This is a genomic window from Streptomyces sp. NPDC088387, assembly GCF_044753385.1.
In the GTDB taxonomy this organism is placed as follows: domain Bacteria; phylum Actinomycetota; class Actinomycetes; order Streptomycetales; family Streptomycetaceae; genus Streptomyces.
In genome coordinates this window covers 191,240-205,816 of sequence record NZ_JBIVNC010000009.1, presented here as the reverse complement: position 1 = coordinate 205,816, position 14,577 = coordinate 191,240, and the positions used below count along the sequence as shown (strand labels likewise).

The 14,577-nt window shown below is 71.5% G+C and carries 14 protein-coding genes and 1 tRNA gene; 10 read left to right on the top strand and 5 right to left on the bottom strand.

Translation table 11 applies throughout. The annotated features are described in order from the left end of the window. Window positions 1–289 precede the first annotated feature (289 nt). From ACIQAC_RS24635 to ACIQAC_RS24625, 3 genes are all read left to right on the top strand, one after another. Window positions 290–658, top strand: a complete 369-nt coding sequence (locus tag ACIQAC_RS24635; RefSeq protein WP_402194177.1) for a hypothetical protein — start codon at window positions 290–292, stop codon at window positions 656–658. A gap of 121 nt (window positions 659–779) precedes the next feature. After that, the gene (locus tag ACIQAC_RS24630) at window positions 780–1,424 is read left to right on the top strand and encodes a bifunctional DNA primase/polymerase (RefSeq protein ID WP_402194176.1); all 645 of its coding nucleotides are present in this window, start codon (window positions 780–782) and stop codon (window positions 1,422–1,424) included. Then, a tRNA-Lys gene (locus tag ACIQAC_RS24625) sits at window positions 1,415–1,488 on the top strand. Before ACIQAC_RS24630 ends, ACIQAC_RS24625 begins: the two co-directional genes overlap by 10 nt. 75 nt (window positions 1,489–1,563) lie before the next feature. Here the strand turns inward: ACIQAC_RS24625 and ACIQAC_RS24620 are convergent. Beyond that, window positions 1,564–2,829 carry a M6 family metalloprotease domain-containing protein gene (locus ACIQAC_RS24620; protein ID WP_402194175.1) on the bottom strand — a complete coding sequence of 422 codons (1,266 nt, stop codon included), beginning with the start codon at window positions 2,827–2,829 and terminating at the stop codon, window positions 1,564–1,566. A gap of 336 nt (window positions 2,830–3,165) precedes the next feature. Between ACIQAC_RS24620 and ACIQAC_RS24615 the strand changes: the two genes are divergently transcribed. Then, window positions 3,166–5,034, top strand: coding sequence for a putative bifunctional diguanylate cyclase/phosphodiesterase (locus tag ACIQAC_RS24615; RefSeq protein ID WP_402194174.1), 1,869 nt, complete (start codon window positions 3,166–3,168; stop codon window positions 5,032–5,034). On the opposite strand, the gene ACIQAC_RS24610 is transcribed toward ACIQAC_RS24615, so the two are convergent. The 3 genes from ACIQAC_RS24610 to ACIQAC_RS24600 all read right to left on the bottom strand — a co-directional run bounded on the left by ACIQAC_RS24610 (window position 5,013) and on the right by ACIQAC_RS24600 (window position 8,161). Next, complete coding sequence (locus ACIQAC_RS24610; protein ID WP_402194173.1) at window positions 5,013–6,101, bottom strand: LLM class flavin-dependent oxidoreductase; 1,089 nt, start codon at window positions 6,099–6,101, stop codon at window positions 5,013–5,015. The two genes, ACIQAC_RS24615 and ACIQAC_RS24610, sit on opposite strands and share 22 nt — an antisense overlap. Window positions 6,102–6,644: 543 nt before the next feature. Further along, window positions 6,645–7,376: a decarboxylase gene (locus ACIQAC_RS24605; RefSeq protein ID WP_402194172.1), complete on the bottom strand. Its 732-nt coding sequence runs from the start codon at window positions 7,374–7,376 to the stop codon at window positions 6,645–6,647. Then, window positions 7,373–8,161, bottom strand: coding sequence for a decarboxylase (locus tag ACIQAC_RS24600; protein ID WP_402194170.1), 789 nt, complete (start codon window positions 8,159–8,161; stop codon window positions 7,373–7,375). Before ACIQAC_RS24600 ends, ACIQAC_RS24605 begins: the two co-directional genes overlap by 4 nt. A gap of 141 nt (window positions 8,162–8,302) precedes the next feature. On the opposite strand from ACIQAC_RS24600, the gene ACIQAC_RS24595 reads away from it, so the two are divergent. Together ACIQAC_RS24595 and ACIQAC_RS24590 are read left to right on the top strand one after the other, a co-directional pair. Further along, entirely contained in the window at window positions 8,303–9,262 is a 960-nt protein-coding gene (locus ACIQAC_RS24595) for a D-2-hydroxyacid dehydrogenase (RefSeq protein ID WP_402194478.1), read from the top strand. 17 nt (window positions 9,263–9,279) lie between these two features. Further along, entirely contained in the window at window positions 9,280–10,662 is a 1,383-nt protein-coding gene (locus ACIQAC_RS24590) for an amidase (RefSeq protein ID WP_402194169.1), read from the top strand. 24 nt (window positions 10,663–10,686) lie between these two features. On the opposite strand, the gene ACIQAC_RS24585 is transcribed toward ACIQAC_RS24590, so the two are convergent. After that, window positions 10,687–11,178: a DUF3830 family protein gene (locus ACIQAC_RS24585; protein WP_402194167.1), complete on the bottom strand. Its 492-nt coding sequence runs from the start codon at window positions 11,176–11,178 to the stop codon at window positions 10,687–10,689. A 194-nt stretch (window positions 11,179–11,372) separates the two neighbouring features. Between ACIQAC_RS24585 and ehuB the strand changes: the two genes are divergently transcribed. Genes ehuB through ehuA form a run of 4 tightly spaced genes read left to right on the top strand, consistent with a single transcriptional unit; the run spans window position 11,373 to window position 14,492 of the window. Next, window positions 11,373–12,269 carry an ectoine/hydroxyectoine ABC transporter substrate-binding protein EhuB gene (gene ehuB, locus ACIQAC_RS24580; RefSeq protein ID WP_402194166.1) on the top strand — a complete coding sequence of 299 codons (897 nt, stop codon included), beginning with the start codon at window positions 11,373–11,375 and terminating at the stop codon, window positions 12,267–12,269. A 15-nt stretch (window positions 12,270–12,284) separates the two neighbouring features. Next, window positions 12,285–13,031 carry an ectoine/hydroxyectoine ABC transporter permease subunit EhuC gene (gene ehuC, locus ACIQAC_RS24575; RefSeq protein ID WP_402194165.1) on the top strand — a complete coding sequence of 249 codons (747 nt, stop codon included), beginning with the start codon at window positions 12,285–12,287 and terminating at the stop codon, window positions 13,029–13,031. Further along, window positions 13,028–13,672 carry an ectoine/hydroxyectoine ABC transporter permease subunit EhuD gene (ehuD, locus tag ACIQAC_RS24570; protein WP_402194164.1) on the top strand — a complete coding sequence of 215 codons (645 nt, stop codon included), beginning with the start codon at window positions 13,028–13,030 and terminating at the stop codon, window positions 13,670–13,672. The genes ehuC and ehuD overlap by 4 nt, the downstream gene beginning before the upstream one ends. Continuing rightward, entirely contained in the window at window positions 13,662–14,492 is an 831-nt protein-coding gene (gene ehuA, locus ACIQAC_RS24565) for an ectoine/hydroxyectoine ABC transporter ATP-binding protein EhuA (protein ID WP_402194163.1), read from the top strand. Before ehuD ends, ehuA begins: the two co-directional genes overlap by 11 nt. Window positions 14,493–14,577: the final 85 nt, after the last annotated feature.

Genomic DNA, 14,577 nt, shown 5'->3' with positions numbered 1-14,577 from the left:
ACCGCCGGACGGAGTCCGGCACGCCGCCGGAGGCGGCCAATGGATGCAGCCCGGACGGGTGGGAGGCCAATCACGCGGTGCTGTCGCACTTGGCCCAGCACCGGGTGACTTGGCGACCATGACCGGCCCCACCTCAAGCCCACCGCCGGACGGCGAGGCGGGCACACGTGTGCCGTCCGTCGGCGCGAGTGGGCTCACATCTGCCCCCTTGCGCACACGCGAGACAATGGACGGTGGCCCGCGGTGTTCGAGCGCGGGTGCGCCACCGACCGTACGAGGAGGAACAGACATGGCGGAGCCCACGCCGCGTCGCAATGAACCGCGGCTACGCCCCGCGCCCCTGCTCTTCGAGCCGATGCAGGCGGCGGCCGACCCGGAGCACTTCTTCGACCTGGAGTCGATCGACGACCCGCGTGCGCTGCTGACGCGGGCGACCGAGCTGACCCAGGCGTTCCGGGCCGCGGCCGACCGTGCGGTCGAGTTCCAGGCGATGGCGGCGGCACAGCTCGCCGACCCGCGCCGGTTCGACCGGCTGACCCCGGCGGACATCGCCGAACAGGCCGAGTGGACCGAGGACTATGCGAAGAAGATGGTCGAGTTCGGCCGGGATCTGATGCGGGGTGTCGAGAGCGGCCGGGGACACGTGGACCCCGTCTGAGCCGGACACCGGCCCGCCTGGCATATGCCGGGCGGGCAAGGTACCTCCTCCCACCCCCTCCTGTCCCGGATTCCGGCAACCCACAGAGATCAACCGCTCACGCCGGGTACATCTGGTGGACATGAGCCGCACTCGGAACGAACCCCTCGCCCCGCCCCCGTTCGCCGACCCCGCCGACGTCTGCGGGGTCACCCCGGACGGCGCCGCCTGGCTCGCCTCCGCCCTGCCGTACCCGCGCAGCACCCTCGCCCTCTGGCGCGAGCGCCCGGACGCCCCCGTGGTGCTCCCCTGTGGCACCGCCTTCGACGTGGTGAGCGCCCCCGCGATCTTCGGCCGCCGGATGCTCGACCGGCTGTGGAACGAGGGGCCGGGTTCGGGCCCGGTCGCCGTGCTCCGCGGCCGCATGCTGCTGTTCGCCTTACCGGGCACCGCCCAGCGCCTGCCGTCGCTGCTGCACTGGGAGGAGTGGGGCGCCCGCGCGGAGGACACCGGGCCCGGCGGCGGCCGTACCGGAGGCATCCCGCCGCTGCTCTGCCACGGCACCGGCGACGCGGTCACCGTGCCCGCCCCGACCGGCGCGGACGCCGTCCCCGGCCCGTTCGACAACCGCTGGCTGGTCGCCCCCGACACCCGCCGCCCGTGGCTCCCGGGCCCGGAAATCCTGCTGTGGGCGGCGGTGCGGGCCGCCCGCTCCGCGGTGCGTATATCGATTTCTCGTCCCCAGGATCAGGATGCTAAGGTCTACGACGTCAGCAGGCGCCGCTAGCTCAGTTGGTTAGAGCAGCTGACTCTTAATCAGCGGGTCCGGGGTTCGAGTCCCTGGCGGCGCACGATGATGATGGCGGGTGGTCCTCGCGGAGACGCGAGGACCACCCGCCATCGTTGTTCTCGGCCCACCGGCGCGATCAGCCCACCGGCGTGATCCGTACCGTCCAGGCCCCCGTAGCCGTGCGGTCCTCCACCTCCACGCGGACGCCCTCGCCGGGGACCGTGAAGCTCTCGCCGACCTCCACCGGGGCGTCCGCGAGCGGTGGGTACACGGAGCTCTCCCAGCAGGCCGAGGTGCGCGGGTGGGCGTCGATCACCTGGACCGGGCCCGCGCCGGAGGCGGCGTCGCCGCGCACCCGGTAGACCAGCACCCCCTGCCGGCAGGCCGCGGCGTCGTTGCCGAGGGCGCCGCGGGCCTCGAAGGCGAGCGCGCTGTCCGGGCCGGTGCGGACCACCGCGAGCTTCGCGCCCCGGCCCGTGCCGAACGCCGGCGTCCCCGCCGCGCCCGTCACCGGCACGTCCGGACCCGCCGCCAGGGACTCCAGGGTGAGCCGGGTCGGGCCGCTGCCCGGCACACACGTCACCTGGTGGTCGTCCAGCCAGCCCAGCTTCCACTTGTGCCAGGCGAAGAGATCCGGGGCCAGTCCGAACTGGCTGCCCATCAGGTCCCAGTCGCCGACATACGTGTCCCAGTCGCCGCGGCCGTCGACGGGCCGGTGGTAGAGGTCGGGCAGATCGAAGACGTGCCCGGTCTCGTGGGCCAGCACCAGCCGGTCCGGCGGATGCTTCTCGAACACGGTGACGACCCGTCGGATGTCGGTGCCGTCGGCCGTCAGCGGGGTGTTGAGGTTGACCACCTTGGTGGCGTCGGAGTCCACACCGGGCGCGTCCGGGTCGGCGACGAAGTAGACGACGTCGTAGCGGGAGAAGTCGACCTGGCCGTCGGCCGCGGCCAGCGCGTCGCGCAGATAGGCCGCGCGGTGCACCGCGTTCCAGTCACGCTGTATGGCGTACGCGGTGGAGGGGCGCGGCATCCGGATCCACTGCGGCTGCGGGTGCGGGCGCAGCGCGAAGCGGCCGTAGGAGGAGCGGGCGAAGAACTCGGCGGTGGCCGGGAAGTGATCGGCGGTCAGGTCGGCCACGGTGGCCCGGGGCGCCGAGTCCGGGAAGGACAGGAAGACCATCACGGCGTCCAGCGAGCGGGTCGGCCGCGGATAGGCGGCGTTCCAGGTGTCGAGGCCCTCGGAGTGGTGGGCGTCGGTGCGGGTGAGGGCGCACGGGGAGGCGGTGAAGGGCTCGGCGATCGAGGGCGCGGTGATCAGGGACGTGGCGGCCAGGGCCGACATGATGGTGAACACGGCCGCGGTGCTGCGCAGTCGGGGGCGCGGAAACTGACGCGGCACAGATACCTCCGGATGCGGATCTTGGGACACCGCATCCAGACTGTGGGAATTTCATGTTGTATGCCCTGTTTGTCTGCACCGGACGAGTGAGGAGCCGCTCACGCAGACGGGATCGACACCCCCGAAATGTTCACGGTCCGTCACAATCGGTCGAGGGTTGTGGAAAGCGGCCCCCGCACGGGCAGAAACGATCTGTCAGGACAGTCAGGCGATCCGCGACACTGGATAGTGGCTGGAAGGGCCGGGGACCAACCTCTATGATCGGCACCCACTTTCCTGACACTTTCCTGCCCGGGACAGAGATCGAGCACATCGAGTGCACTGCGGGAGCGAGCGGTGAGCGGAACGTCCGAAGGGCCGACGCCCGCGGCAGACCTCATCCGGCCGGCCGTCACAGAGAGTGAGCCCGACGCGGCTCGTCGCACCGTCGACGACCCCGCGCGGCCCGACCGATCCAGCGCGGATCCCTACCGTTCGGCCTTCGCGTCGGCGCCGCTCGCGATGGCCGTCGTGGGCCGCGACGGTCTGGTGCTCAGCGCCAACGACATGTTCGGCGAGCTGCTCGGCAGCGCGCCGGACCGGCTGGCCGGCAGGGTCGCCGCCGATCTGATGGACCTGACCTCCGACGCCCGCACCTGGCACGCCTACCGCGAGGTGCTGCGCGGCCGGCAGGCCAGACTGCGCTGCACCCGCCGGCTCAAGCACCCCGGCGACGGCCACGCGGTGTGGGTGCAGGTCACCGTGGCGCCGCTGCCCGAGGACCCGCGGGCGGTGCTGCTCTCGGCCGGCGACATCAGCGCCCACCGTGAACTCCAGGCCCGGCTGCGCCACTTGCAGATGCACGACCCGGTGACCCGGCTGCCCAACCGCGCGCTGTTCTTCGAGCGGCTCACGGCCGCGCTGGAGGCCGAGCCGGAGGTGACCGGCGGCACCGGCCGGATCGGGCTCTGCTACCTGGACCTGGACGGCTTCAAGGCCATCAACGACACCCTCGGCCACCGGGTCGGCGACCGGCTGCTCGCGGCCGTCGCCGAGCGGCTCACCCGCTGCGCGGACGAGGCCGGTCACCAGCGGGCCAGCGAGCCGCTGGTGGCGCGGCTCGGCGGCGACGAGTTCGCGCTGCTCGTCGAGGACTCCACCGGCACCGAACAGCTCGCCGACCTCGCGGAGTCGGTGCTCACGGCCCTTCAGGCGCCCTTCGACATCTCCGGGCGGCGGCTGTCCGTCTCGGCGTCGATCGGGGTCGTGGAGCGGCTCGCGACGGGCACCTCGGCGACCGGTCTGATGCAGGCCGCCGACACCACGCTGTACTGGGCGAAGGCGGACGGCAAGGACCGCTGGACGCTCTTCGACCCGGAGCGCAACGCACACCGGGTGACCCGTCAGGCGCTCTCCTCCACGCTGCGTCCCGCGATCGAGCGGGGTGAGTTCGTGCTGGAGTACCAGCCGCTGGTCGGTATGGCCGACGGCCGGCTCAGCGGGGTGGAGGCGCTGGTGCGCTGGAACCACCCGCAGTTCGGCATGCTGACGCCGAATCGGTTCATCACACTGGCCGAGGAGGACGGCGCGATCGTGCCGCTCGGCCGGTGGGTGCTCGCCACCGCGTGCCGCCAGGCGCGGCGCTGGCAGTTGGACCACCCGGGCGAGGACCCGATCTTCGTCAGCGTCAACGTGGCGGTGCGCCAGGTCTGGGACTCCGACCTCGTCGCCGACGTGGCCCGGATCCTCGCCGAGACCGGTCTCGCGCCGCATCTGCTCCAGCTGGAGCTGACCGAGTCCGCGGTGATGGGCTCGTCCGGCCGGCCGCTCCAGGCCCTCCAGGCGCTCAGCGACATGGGCGTACGCATCGCCATCGACGACTTCGGCACCGGCTACTCGAACCTCGCGTATCTGAGCCGGCTGCCGGTGTCGGTGCTGAAGCTGGACGGGTCGTTCGTACGGGGCTTCCAGTACGACGAGCGGGAAGCGGGCGCCGCCGGGACCAACCCCGCCGACGAGGTCGTCGTCGAGGCGATGATCCAGCTCGCCCACCGGCTCGGGCTGACCGTGACCGCCGAGTGCGTGGAGACGTCCGCGCAGGCCGGGCGGTTGCGGCGGATCGGGTGCGACACCGGTCAGGGGTGGCTGTACTCACGGCCGGTGCCGCCGGATCGTATCTCCGAGTTGCTGGCCTGTCCGACGGGTCAGGCGGTCGGCAAACCGTAGGCGTCCGCGATGAGTTCGTAGGAACGCACGCGTACGTCGCCGCTGTGGGCGTTGGCGGTGAGCATCAGCTCGTCGGCGCCGGTGCGCTTCTGGAGGTCGTCGAGGCCGGTGACGACCTCGTCGGGGGTGCCGTGGATGACGTTGGCGTTCCAGGAGTCGATGAAGTCGCGCTCCATCGGGCTGAACTCGTACGCCTCCGCCTCCTCCGGCGTGGGGACGAGGCCGGGGCGGCCGGTGCGCAGCCGGACCATGTTCAGGGCGGCGGCCAGGACCTGGCGGCGGGCCTCGGCCGGGTCCTCGGTGGCGAGCGCGGAGACGCCGATGAGGGCGTAGGGCTCGTCGAGGAGCGCGGACGGCTTGAAGGACTCGCGGTAGAGGTCCAGGGCCGGGATGGTGTTCCGTGCGGAGAAGTGGTGGGCGAAGGCGAACGGCAGGCCCAGCATGCCCGCGAGGCGGGCGCTGAAGCCGGAGGAGCCGAGCAGCCAGACCGGCGGGCGGTGCGGGGACTGGACGCCGCCGGGGGAGGTCGCCTGGATCGGGCCGGGGACCGCGTGGATGCGGTGGTAGGGGTGGCCGTCGGGGAAGTCGTCGTCCAGGAAGCGGATCAGCTCCGCGAGCTGCTGGGGGAAGTCGTCGGCGCCCTCGTTGAGGGTGTCGGTGCGGCGCAGGGCGGCGGCGGTGGCGCCGTCGGTGCCGGGGGCTCGGCCCAGGCCGAGGTCCACGCGGTTCGGCGCCAGGGCCTCCAGCGTGCCGAACTGCTCCGCGATGACCAGGGGGGCGTGGTTGGGGAGCATGACGCCGCCCGAGCCCAGGCGGATCCGGGTGGTGTGGGCGGCGAGGTGGGCGAGGATCACCGCCGGGGAGGTGGAGGCGACGCCGGGCATGGAGTGGTGCTCGGCCACCCAGTAGCGGTGGAATCCTCGGGTCTCCGCGAGGCGGGAGAGGGTGACGCTGGTCGCCAGGGCGTCCGTGGCGGTCTTTCCCGCGCCTACTGTGACCAGGTCCAGGACGGAGAGGGGGGTGGGTGCGGTGCCCTGCGCTTTGCCCCGGATCTCGTCTTCCGCCACGGGGTGCCTCCTGTTAGTACCGGCTACTTTCACGTACCCGCCGTTAACAGGAGACAGTCCCCGCTTATTCCCTATGGCACGTGCGGGCCCGGCGGGGGCTGATCGCGCAGTTCCCCGCGCCCCTGAAAGCAAAGCCTGCCGCCGCCGCGGGCAGGCGTGCCGCTGGGGCGGCACGGGTGGGCGCGGCGGCACCCCGTCGCGCCGGGTTGCGCGACGCCCCGCGCGCCAGCCCCCACGCCGGGTGGTGTTGTCGGGTGCGGCGCCGTCGTGGCCGTTCGCGCAGTTCCCCGCGCCCCTGAAAGCAAAGCCTGCCGCCGCCGCGGGCAGGCGTGCCGCTGGGCGGCACGGGTGGGCGCGGCGGCACCCCGTCGCGCCGGGTTGCGCGACGCCCCGCGGTCCAGCCCCCACGCCGGGTGGTGTTGTCGGGTGCGGCGCCGTCGTGGTCGTTCGCGCAGTTCCCCGCGCCCCTGGGGGGGACGGTTGTCGTGACAGTGCGGCGTCGTCGTGGCGTGTCGCGCAGTTCCCCGCGGCCCTGGGGGGCGGTTACGCCTGGATGATGGGTTGCCTGGTGAAGAGGTGGCCGAGGTCTGGGGTGTTCACGCGGCGGGAGGTCAGGCGTAGGGCTTCCCAGACGGTTACCTGGTTGGCGGTGAGGACCGGCTTGCCGAGTTCCTTTTCCAGGAGGGGGATGTGGGCCGCCGTGTGGAGGGCCGTGTCCGGGAGGAGGACCGCCTCCGCGTCCGGGGTGTCCGCCGCGCGGGCCAGCGCGAGCACCTCGCCCTCGCCCCACGTGCCGACCTCGGCCGCCGTGATGATTCCGGCGTTCTTGACCGCGGTGACCGTCACACCTCCCTCGTCCAGGAAATTCGCGAAGAGGGTCGCCACGTCTTCCGGGTAGGTCGCTCCGACCGCGACCCGGGTCAGGCCCAGCTCCTGCGCCGCGTGCACAAACGCGAAGGACGTCGACGACGCCGGCATCCCGGCCGCGCGGGCCAGCCCGCCCACCTGGTCGTGGGCGCCCTGCCAGCCGTAGACGAAACTGCCGCTCGTGCAGGCCCAGACGACGGCCTCGGCGCCGGTGAGCCGGAGTTCTTCGACGCCGGCGGTGAGGCGTTCGGGCGCGCCCATGCGCAGCAGCGCGTCCACCCGGTGGGCGTCCTCGCCGATGTCGGTGTGCACCACGTCGAGTCGGATGTCACTGCCCAGCAGCTGCTCGATGCGGGGATAGTCGTCCTCGGCGGAGTGGCCCGGGTAGAGGAATCCGAGTGAAGTCATGTCCAGCCTTCCTGCTGCTCTTCGGGCAGTACGGGGGGCCACGCACGGGCGCTCTCGTCGAGCAGCGCCTGATACGGCCCCACTGCCCGGGTACCCAGCCGACGCAGTGCACCCCACATCGTCACCTGGTTGGCAGAGACCACGGGGATCCGCAGCTCGGCCTCCAGCTGCGGGATGACGTCGTACGTCGGCAGGTTCGTGCAGGACAGGAAGAGCGCGTCGGACTCGCCCGGCCGTACCGCCCGGCGGGCCATGTCGACGACGTCCCGGTACGGCACCTTCCAGATGTGCCGGGTCAGACCCATGAAGGCGCAGCCCGTGACCGTGATGCCGGCCTCGGCCAGATACCGCTCCAGCGCCCGGGTCACCGACCCGGTGTACGGCGTGACCAGCGCGGGACGGCGTACGCCCAGCTCGCGCAGGGCGTCCAGGAGCGCCCCCGACGTGGTGATCGACGGCACCTCCCCGGCCAGGGTCATCGCCGCGCACATCGCGCTCTCGCCGGCCATGCCGTCGACGAAACTGCCCGAGGTGCAGGCGTACGCGACGACCTCGGGCGCGACGGCGTTGAGTGTGCGCACGGCGTCGCCGAGTGTCTCGTGCTCGCTGACCAGTCGTGCCAGGTCGAGGCTGACCTCGACCGGCACGAAGGGTGTTCGGGTCAGATGCAGCGAGACGTCGTCCGGCACCCATCGCCACAGCTCGCGATCGAGTGCGAAGTCAAAAGGGGCGACCACTCCGACACCGCGCTGGGCGCGGGGGCCGCCGAGGAAGGTGACATCCATCAAATCGACACCGGCCTCACGTGAGGGCGAGGGTGCGGACCCAGGAACAGTGCCCGTGTTGACGAAGGTAGGTTCGGGTGCGAGCGTGGTCAATCCGCCCATGTAACCCCCCGGTAAATCCCGGAGGAAACCGGCTTGTCGATGACTCCCGCCACGCCCCTTCCGACCCTGCTCGTCCTGGACGCCGACCCGCCGCCCCGGCTCGGGCGGCTCACCGGGAAGGCACGGATCGTGCACACCGACGCGGACGGGCTCGCCGAGCGGCTGCCGGCCGCGGACGCCCTGCTGGTCTGGGACTTCACCTCGCACGCGGTCCGTGCGGCGTGGCCCGGAACGGGTCCGAGACCGCGCTGGGTGCACACGGCGAGCGCCGGCGTGGACCATCTGATGTGTCCCGAACTCGCCGCCTCCGACACGGTGGTGACCAACGCGCGCGGCATCTTCGACGAGCCGATCGCCGAGTACGTCACCGCCCTGGTCCTCGCGGCGGCGAAGGACCTGCCGCGCACGCTCGACCTCCAGCGGGAGCGGACCTGGCGGCACCGGGAGACCCGGCGGGTGGCCGGTACGCGTGCGGTCGTGGTCGGTTCGGGCCCGATCGGGCGGGCGATCGTCCGGATGCTGAAGGCGGTCGGGGTGACCACCGCGCTGGTCGGGCGCGCGGCGCGCTCCGGTGTGCACGGCCCGGAGGACCTGGACCGGCTGATGGCCCGCGCGGACTGGGTGATCGCGGCGGCCCCGCTCACCGACGACACACACGGCATGTTCGACACCCGCCGGTTCGGTGTGATGCAGCCGTCGGCGTGGTTCGTGAACGTCGGCCGCGGGCAGTTGGTCGTGGAGGAGGATCTCGCGGAGGCGCTGCGCAGACGCTGGATCGCCGGTGCCGCGCTGGACGTCTTCGCGCGGGAGCCGCTCGGCGAGGACAGCCCGCTGTGGGGGGTTCCGGGTCTGATCGTGTCCCCGCACATGAGCGGTGACACGGTGGGCTGGCGGGACGAACTCGCGGTCCAGTTCGTGGACTTGTACGAAGGCTGGGCGGCCGGCCGGCCGCTCGCCAACGTGGTCGACAAGAAGCGCGGGTACGTCCCCGGCCACTGAGTCTCCCGGGAGGGCGCATGGAACTCACCGAGCTGACCGCCGTACGACTCGTGGACGGGTACCGCAAGGGGGAGTTCGACCCGGTGGACGCGGTCCGGGCGACGCTCGCGCGGGCCGAGGAGATCCAGCCGGCCGTCAACGCGTTTGTGCGGCTGCTGCCGGACGAGGCGCTGGAGGGGGCGCGGGAGTCGGCCGCCCGGTGGCAGCGCGGGGAGCCGATCGGGCCGCTGGACGGTGTCCCGGTGACCGTCAAGGACATCCTGCTGCTGCGCGGGCATCCGACCCTGCGCGGCTCCAAGGCCGTTGATCCGGAGGGCAATTGGGACGCGGACGCGCCTTCGGTGGCGCGGCTGCGGGAGGCCGGGGCGGTGTTCCTCGGCAAGACGACCACACCGGAGTTCGGCTGGAAGGGCGTCACCGACTCGCCGCTGTCCGGGGTGACCCGCAATCCGCGCGATCCGGCCCGTACCGCGGGTGGTTCCAGCGGGGGCAGCGCGGCGGCGGTGGCGCTCGGCGCGGGGCCGCTGTCGCTGGGCACGGACGGCGGCGGCAGTGTGCGTATCCCGGCCTCGTTCTGCGGGATCTTCGGGCTGAAGCCGACGTACGGGCGGGTGCCGCTGTATCCGGCGAGCGCGTTCGGCACGCTCGCGCATGTCGGTCCGATGACCCGGGACGCGGCGGACGCGGCGCTGATGCTGGATGTGATCGGCGTTCCGGACGCCCGGGACTGGTCGGCGCTGGGCCCGGCCGGGCTGTCGTACTCGGACGCGCTCGGCTCGGGGGTGCGGGGGCTGCGGATCGCCTACTCGCCGACCCTGGGCGGGCAGGTGGCGGTACGTCCGGACGTGGCGGCGGCGGTGCGGGACGCGGTGCAGCGGCTGGCGGGGCTGGGCGCGTACGTCGAGGAGACCGACCCCGACGTGGCCGATCCGGTGGAGGCCTTCCACACGCTGTGGTTCAGCGGGGTGTCCCGGGTGACCCAGCACTTCGGGACCCGGCAGCGGGAGGTCCTGGACCCGGGGCTGCGCGAGATCCGGGCCCGCGGCAACCGGTACAGCGCGCTGGACTATCTCGCGGCGGTGGACGTACGGATGGAACTGGGCCGCCGGATGGGCCTGTTCCACGACACCTACGACCTGCTGGTGACGCCGACGCTGCCGATCACCGCGTTCGAGGCGGGGGTCGAGGTGCCGATGGGGTCGGGTCTGCGGCACTGGACCGGGTGGACGCCGTTCACCTACCCGTTCAACCTGACCCAGCAGCCGGCGGCGAGTGTGCCGGTCGGCACGGACGGCGCCGGGCTGCCGGTGGGCCTTCAGATCGTGGCGGCCCGGCACCGGGACGACCTGGTGCTGCGGGCGGCGCACGCGCTGTACGAGTCGGGGGGCGCGGGGAGTTGAGCCCGGTGCCCGGAGCGGGCGGGCTCAGGCGCGGCTGAAGCGCAGGGTCTCCCCCGCCGCGCCCGTCCGCCACAGGTCCGTGCAGGCCGCGGCCATCTCGTCGAGGCCCTCGGTGATCGCGCCCCAGACGGTGCCGGGGACCCAGCCGACGTCCGCGTTGAGCAGCAGGTTGTTGCGTTCGTAGAACAGGGCGAGGTCCACCACGGTGGTGGCGGGGACCTCACGGTCGTAGCCGTAGGACCTGGCGCCCAGTTCGGTGCCGGCGAAGGAGAAGTAGCAGAGGTCGCCGGGGATCGGGGTGACCGTGGGGTTCTCCAGCGGGGGTTCGGTCGCGGCGAAGGGTTCGAAGAGGGCGTAGATCTCGTTTCGGGCGTATTTGGCGTGGTACACGTCGCCGCCGAGCGGGAGTGCCTGCCAGACGGCCTCGCACGTGACCGGCGCGCGGTCGTCGAGGAGCCGGGCGGTGCAGGTGACGCCGCGTTTCACGAGGGCGATTTCGACATAGCGATCGGCCATGTCCGGTCGTCTTTCCGCGCCGTACTCCCTTCACACCTGCGCGACCGCGAACGGTTCCGGACGGCAACGGGAAGGTCTCCCTCCGGTCACCGTTCCATCACATCGTCGCGCTTCGTGGCATAGCCCGGGGCCATCGGGCAGGCGAGCCAACTGGCCGCGACCGGTAGGCAGGCACGACTTCTGGAGGCACGTCCATGACCGAGTTCCCGCATCTCTCCCGCCGGGGTTTCCTCACGAGAACGGCGGCCGTCGGTGGCGCGCTCACGGTTCCCGGCCTGCTCGCCGCGTGCAGCAAGACCGACGCGGGCAGCGCCGCCGCCGGCCTGGACAAGCTGAAGGAGCAGGGCTACGTACGGGTCGCGTACGCGAACGAGGCGCCGTACGGCTACGAGGAGAACGACCAGCTCAAGGGTGAGGCCCCGACCCTGCACCGGGAGATCTTCAAGGCGCTCGGCGTCGACGAACTGCGCCCGACCTTCTCCGAGTGGGACGGGCTGATACCCGGGTTGCAGGCCGGCAAGTACGACGTGATCAGCGCCGGCATGGCGATCATCCCGGAGCGCTGCGAGAAGGCGCTGTTCTCCGAGCCGGAGTTCATCTCGCCGACCGCGCTGATGGTGAAGCAGGGCAACCCGAAGCAGCTGACCGACCTGGCCTCGGCGAAGGAGGCGGGCGCGGTGATCGGTGTGATGTCGGGCGCGGTGGAGAAGAGCTACGCGACCGGCGCCGGGATCTCCGACGGTGACATCAAGACGCTCCAGAAGCCGCAGGACGGCGCCGACGCGGTCAAGGGAGGCCGGATCGACGCGTTCCTGCTGACCGGTATCTCGCTGAACTGGCTCGCGAAGAACAACAGCGGCCTGGAGGTCACCGACTCCTTCGTGCCGGAGCTGGACGGTGTCAAGCAGTACAGCCCCGGCGGCGCGGTGTTCCGGCAGGGCAGCGAGGAGCTGCGGGACGCCTTCAACCGTGAGCTGAAGAAGATCACTTCGGATCCGACGAGGTATGTGCAGCTGATCGGCGAGTACGGGTTCGGCAAGGACACCATTCCGCCGGCGAACCTGAAGACCGCCGATCTGTGCAGGGCCTGACGGGGACCCGCGCACATGGGTGACTTCCTCACGTACTTCTTCGACCATCTGCCCGACGTGTGGTCGGGCCTGGGTGTGACGGTCGCGGCCACACTCCTCGGCTCCGCCCTCGCGCTGGCCCTGTCGTTCGTCTTCGGCTTCATGGCCAACGCCCGCCTCGCGGTGGCGCGCGGCACGTCCCGGGTGATCGTGGAGTTCTTCCGCGGCACCTCGCTGTACGTGCAGTTGTTCTGGCTGTACTACGCCTTCCCGATCCTCGTCGGCTACGAGATGTCGCCGCTGGTCTGCGGGGTCGTCGCGTTCGGCATCAACTACGGGGCGTACGGCTCCGAGGTGGTGCGCGGCGCGCTGAACGCCGTACCGAAGGCGCAGTGGGAGGCGGCCGTCGCGCTCAACATGACACCGGCGCAGCGGATGCGCCGGGTGATCCTGCCGCAGGCGTGGCCGCAGATGATCCCGCCGTTCAACAATCTGCTGATCCAGCTGCTGAAGTGCACACCGCTGCTGTGGCTGATCTCGGCGGCCGATCTGACGACGGTGGTGCAGCAGATGCGTGACCGCACGGGTGAGTCGACGGCCGCGTATCTGACCCTGCTGGTCATCTACTTCGTCCTCGCCTACGCGCTGACCCTGCTGATGAACGCGCTGGAGCGGCACGCCAAGGCGAGGATCGGCGGCCGGCCGGAGCGGCGTTCGCTGCTGCGGCCGCCCGGCGCCGAGGGCGTGGCGAAGGCCGGCGTCCCGACGGGAGGTGCGCGGTGAACTACGACTGGGACTGGGACGCCGTACGGGAGTCGCTGCCGCTGCTGTGGGACGGGTTCCGGACCACACTGCTCGCGACCGTGCTCGGCATGCTGGTGGCGGCGGTGCTCGGCCTTGCGGTGGCGATCGCGGGACGGGCGCCGACCCGGTGGGTGACCGTGCCGGTCCGGGCCGTCACCGAGTTCGTGCGCTCCACCCCGCTGCTGGTCCAACTGGTTGGCGCGTACGCCGTGTTCAACACGGTCGAGCCGCTGACCATCGGCATCGTCGTGCTCGGCATCCACTACGCCTCCTATCTGTCGGAGGTCTACCGGGCGGGCATCGACGGGGTGCCGAAGGGCCAGTGGGAGGCCTGCCGGGCGCTTTCGATGTCCCCGAGGCGGACCTGGCAGGCGGTGATCCTGCCGCAGGCGGTGCGCAACGTGCTGCCCGCGCTGGGCAACTACGCGATCTCCATGTTCAAGGAGACCCCCTTCCTGGCCGTCATCACGGTCACCGAGATGGTCGCCGAGGCACGGCAGTACGGGGCATACAACTTCGCCTACGTCGAGGCCTTCACCCTCGCCGGTCTGATCTTCCTGCTCGCGAGCTATCCGACCTCGCTGCTGATGAGAAAGCTGGAGAAGCGCCTTGGCCACTGACCCCCTGCCCCTGCACAAGACGGATCCCGCACAGCCGCCGGCGGACACCCCGGCGGGCCCCCTGGTCGCGTTCGACCAGGTGGTCAAGCGGTACGGCGACCATGTGGTCCTGGACCACCTGGACTTCACGGTCGAGCGCGGCCAGCACGTGACGCTGATCGGGCCGAGCGGCTCCGGCAAGACCACGATCCTGCGGCTGCTGATGACGCTGGAGCAGGTCAGCTCCGGCACCATCACGGTGGACGGCACCCCGCTGTCCCACATGCGGGGCCAGGACGGCACGCTGAAGCCGGCGAGCGAGAAGTACCAGCGGGACATCCGCAAGCGGATCGGGATGGTGTTCCAGCAGTTCAACCTGTTCCCCAACATGAACGTGCTCCAGAACATCACCGAGGCGCCCGTCAACGTGCTCGGTATGGAACGCGCCGCGGCCGAGGAGCGCGGGAAGGAACTGCTGGAGCTGGTCGGCCTGAGCGACAAGGTCACCGCGCATCCGACCCAGCTCTCCGGCGGCCAGCAGCAGCGGGTGGCGATCGCCCGCGCGCTGGCCATGCGCCCCGAGATCCTGCTCCTTGACGAGGTCACCTCGGCGCTGGACCCGGAGCTGGTGGCCGGTGTGCTCGACGTGCTCAGGGACATCGCCCGCACCACGGACATCACGATGCTGTGTGTGACCCATGAGATGAATTTCGCCAGGGACGTCTCAGACCGCGTACTGATGTTCGATGCCGGTCGGGTGATCGAGTCCGGCACTCCGGACAAGATCTTCGGCGCGCCGGAGCACGAACGGACGCGGGAGTTCCTCGGCGCCGTTCTGTGACGGCACGCTGACCGTGAGCAGCGGTGAGCCCGGTCCGCGCCGGGCGCGGACCGGGGCGCGAACACGCCGGATCGATCACGGAAGC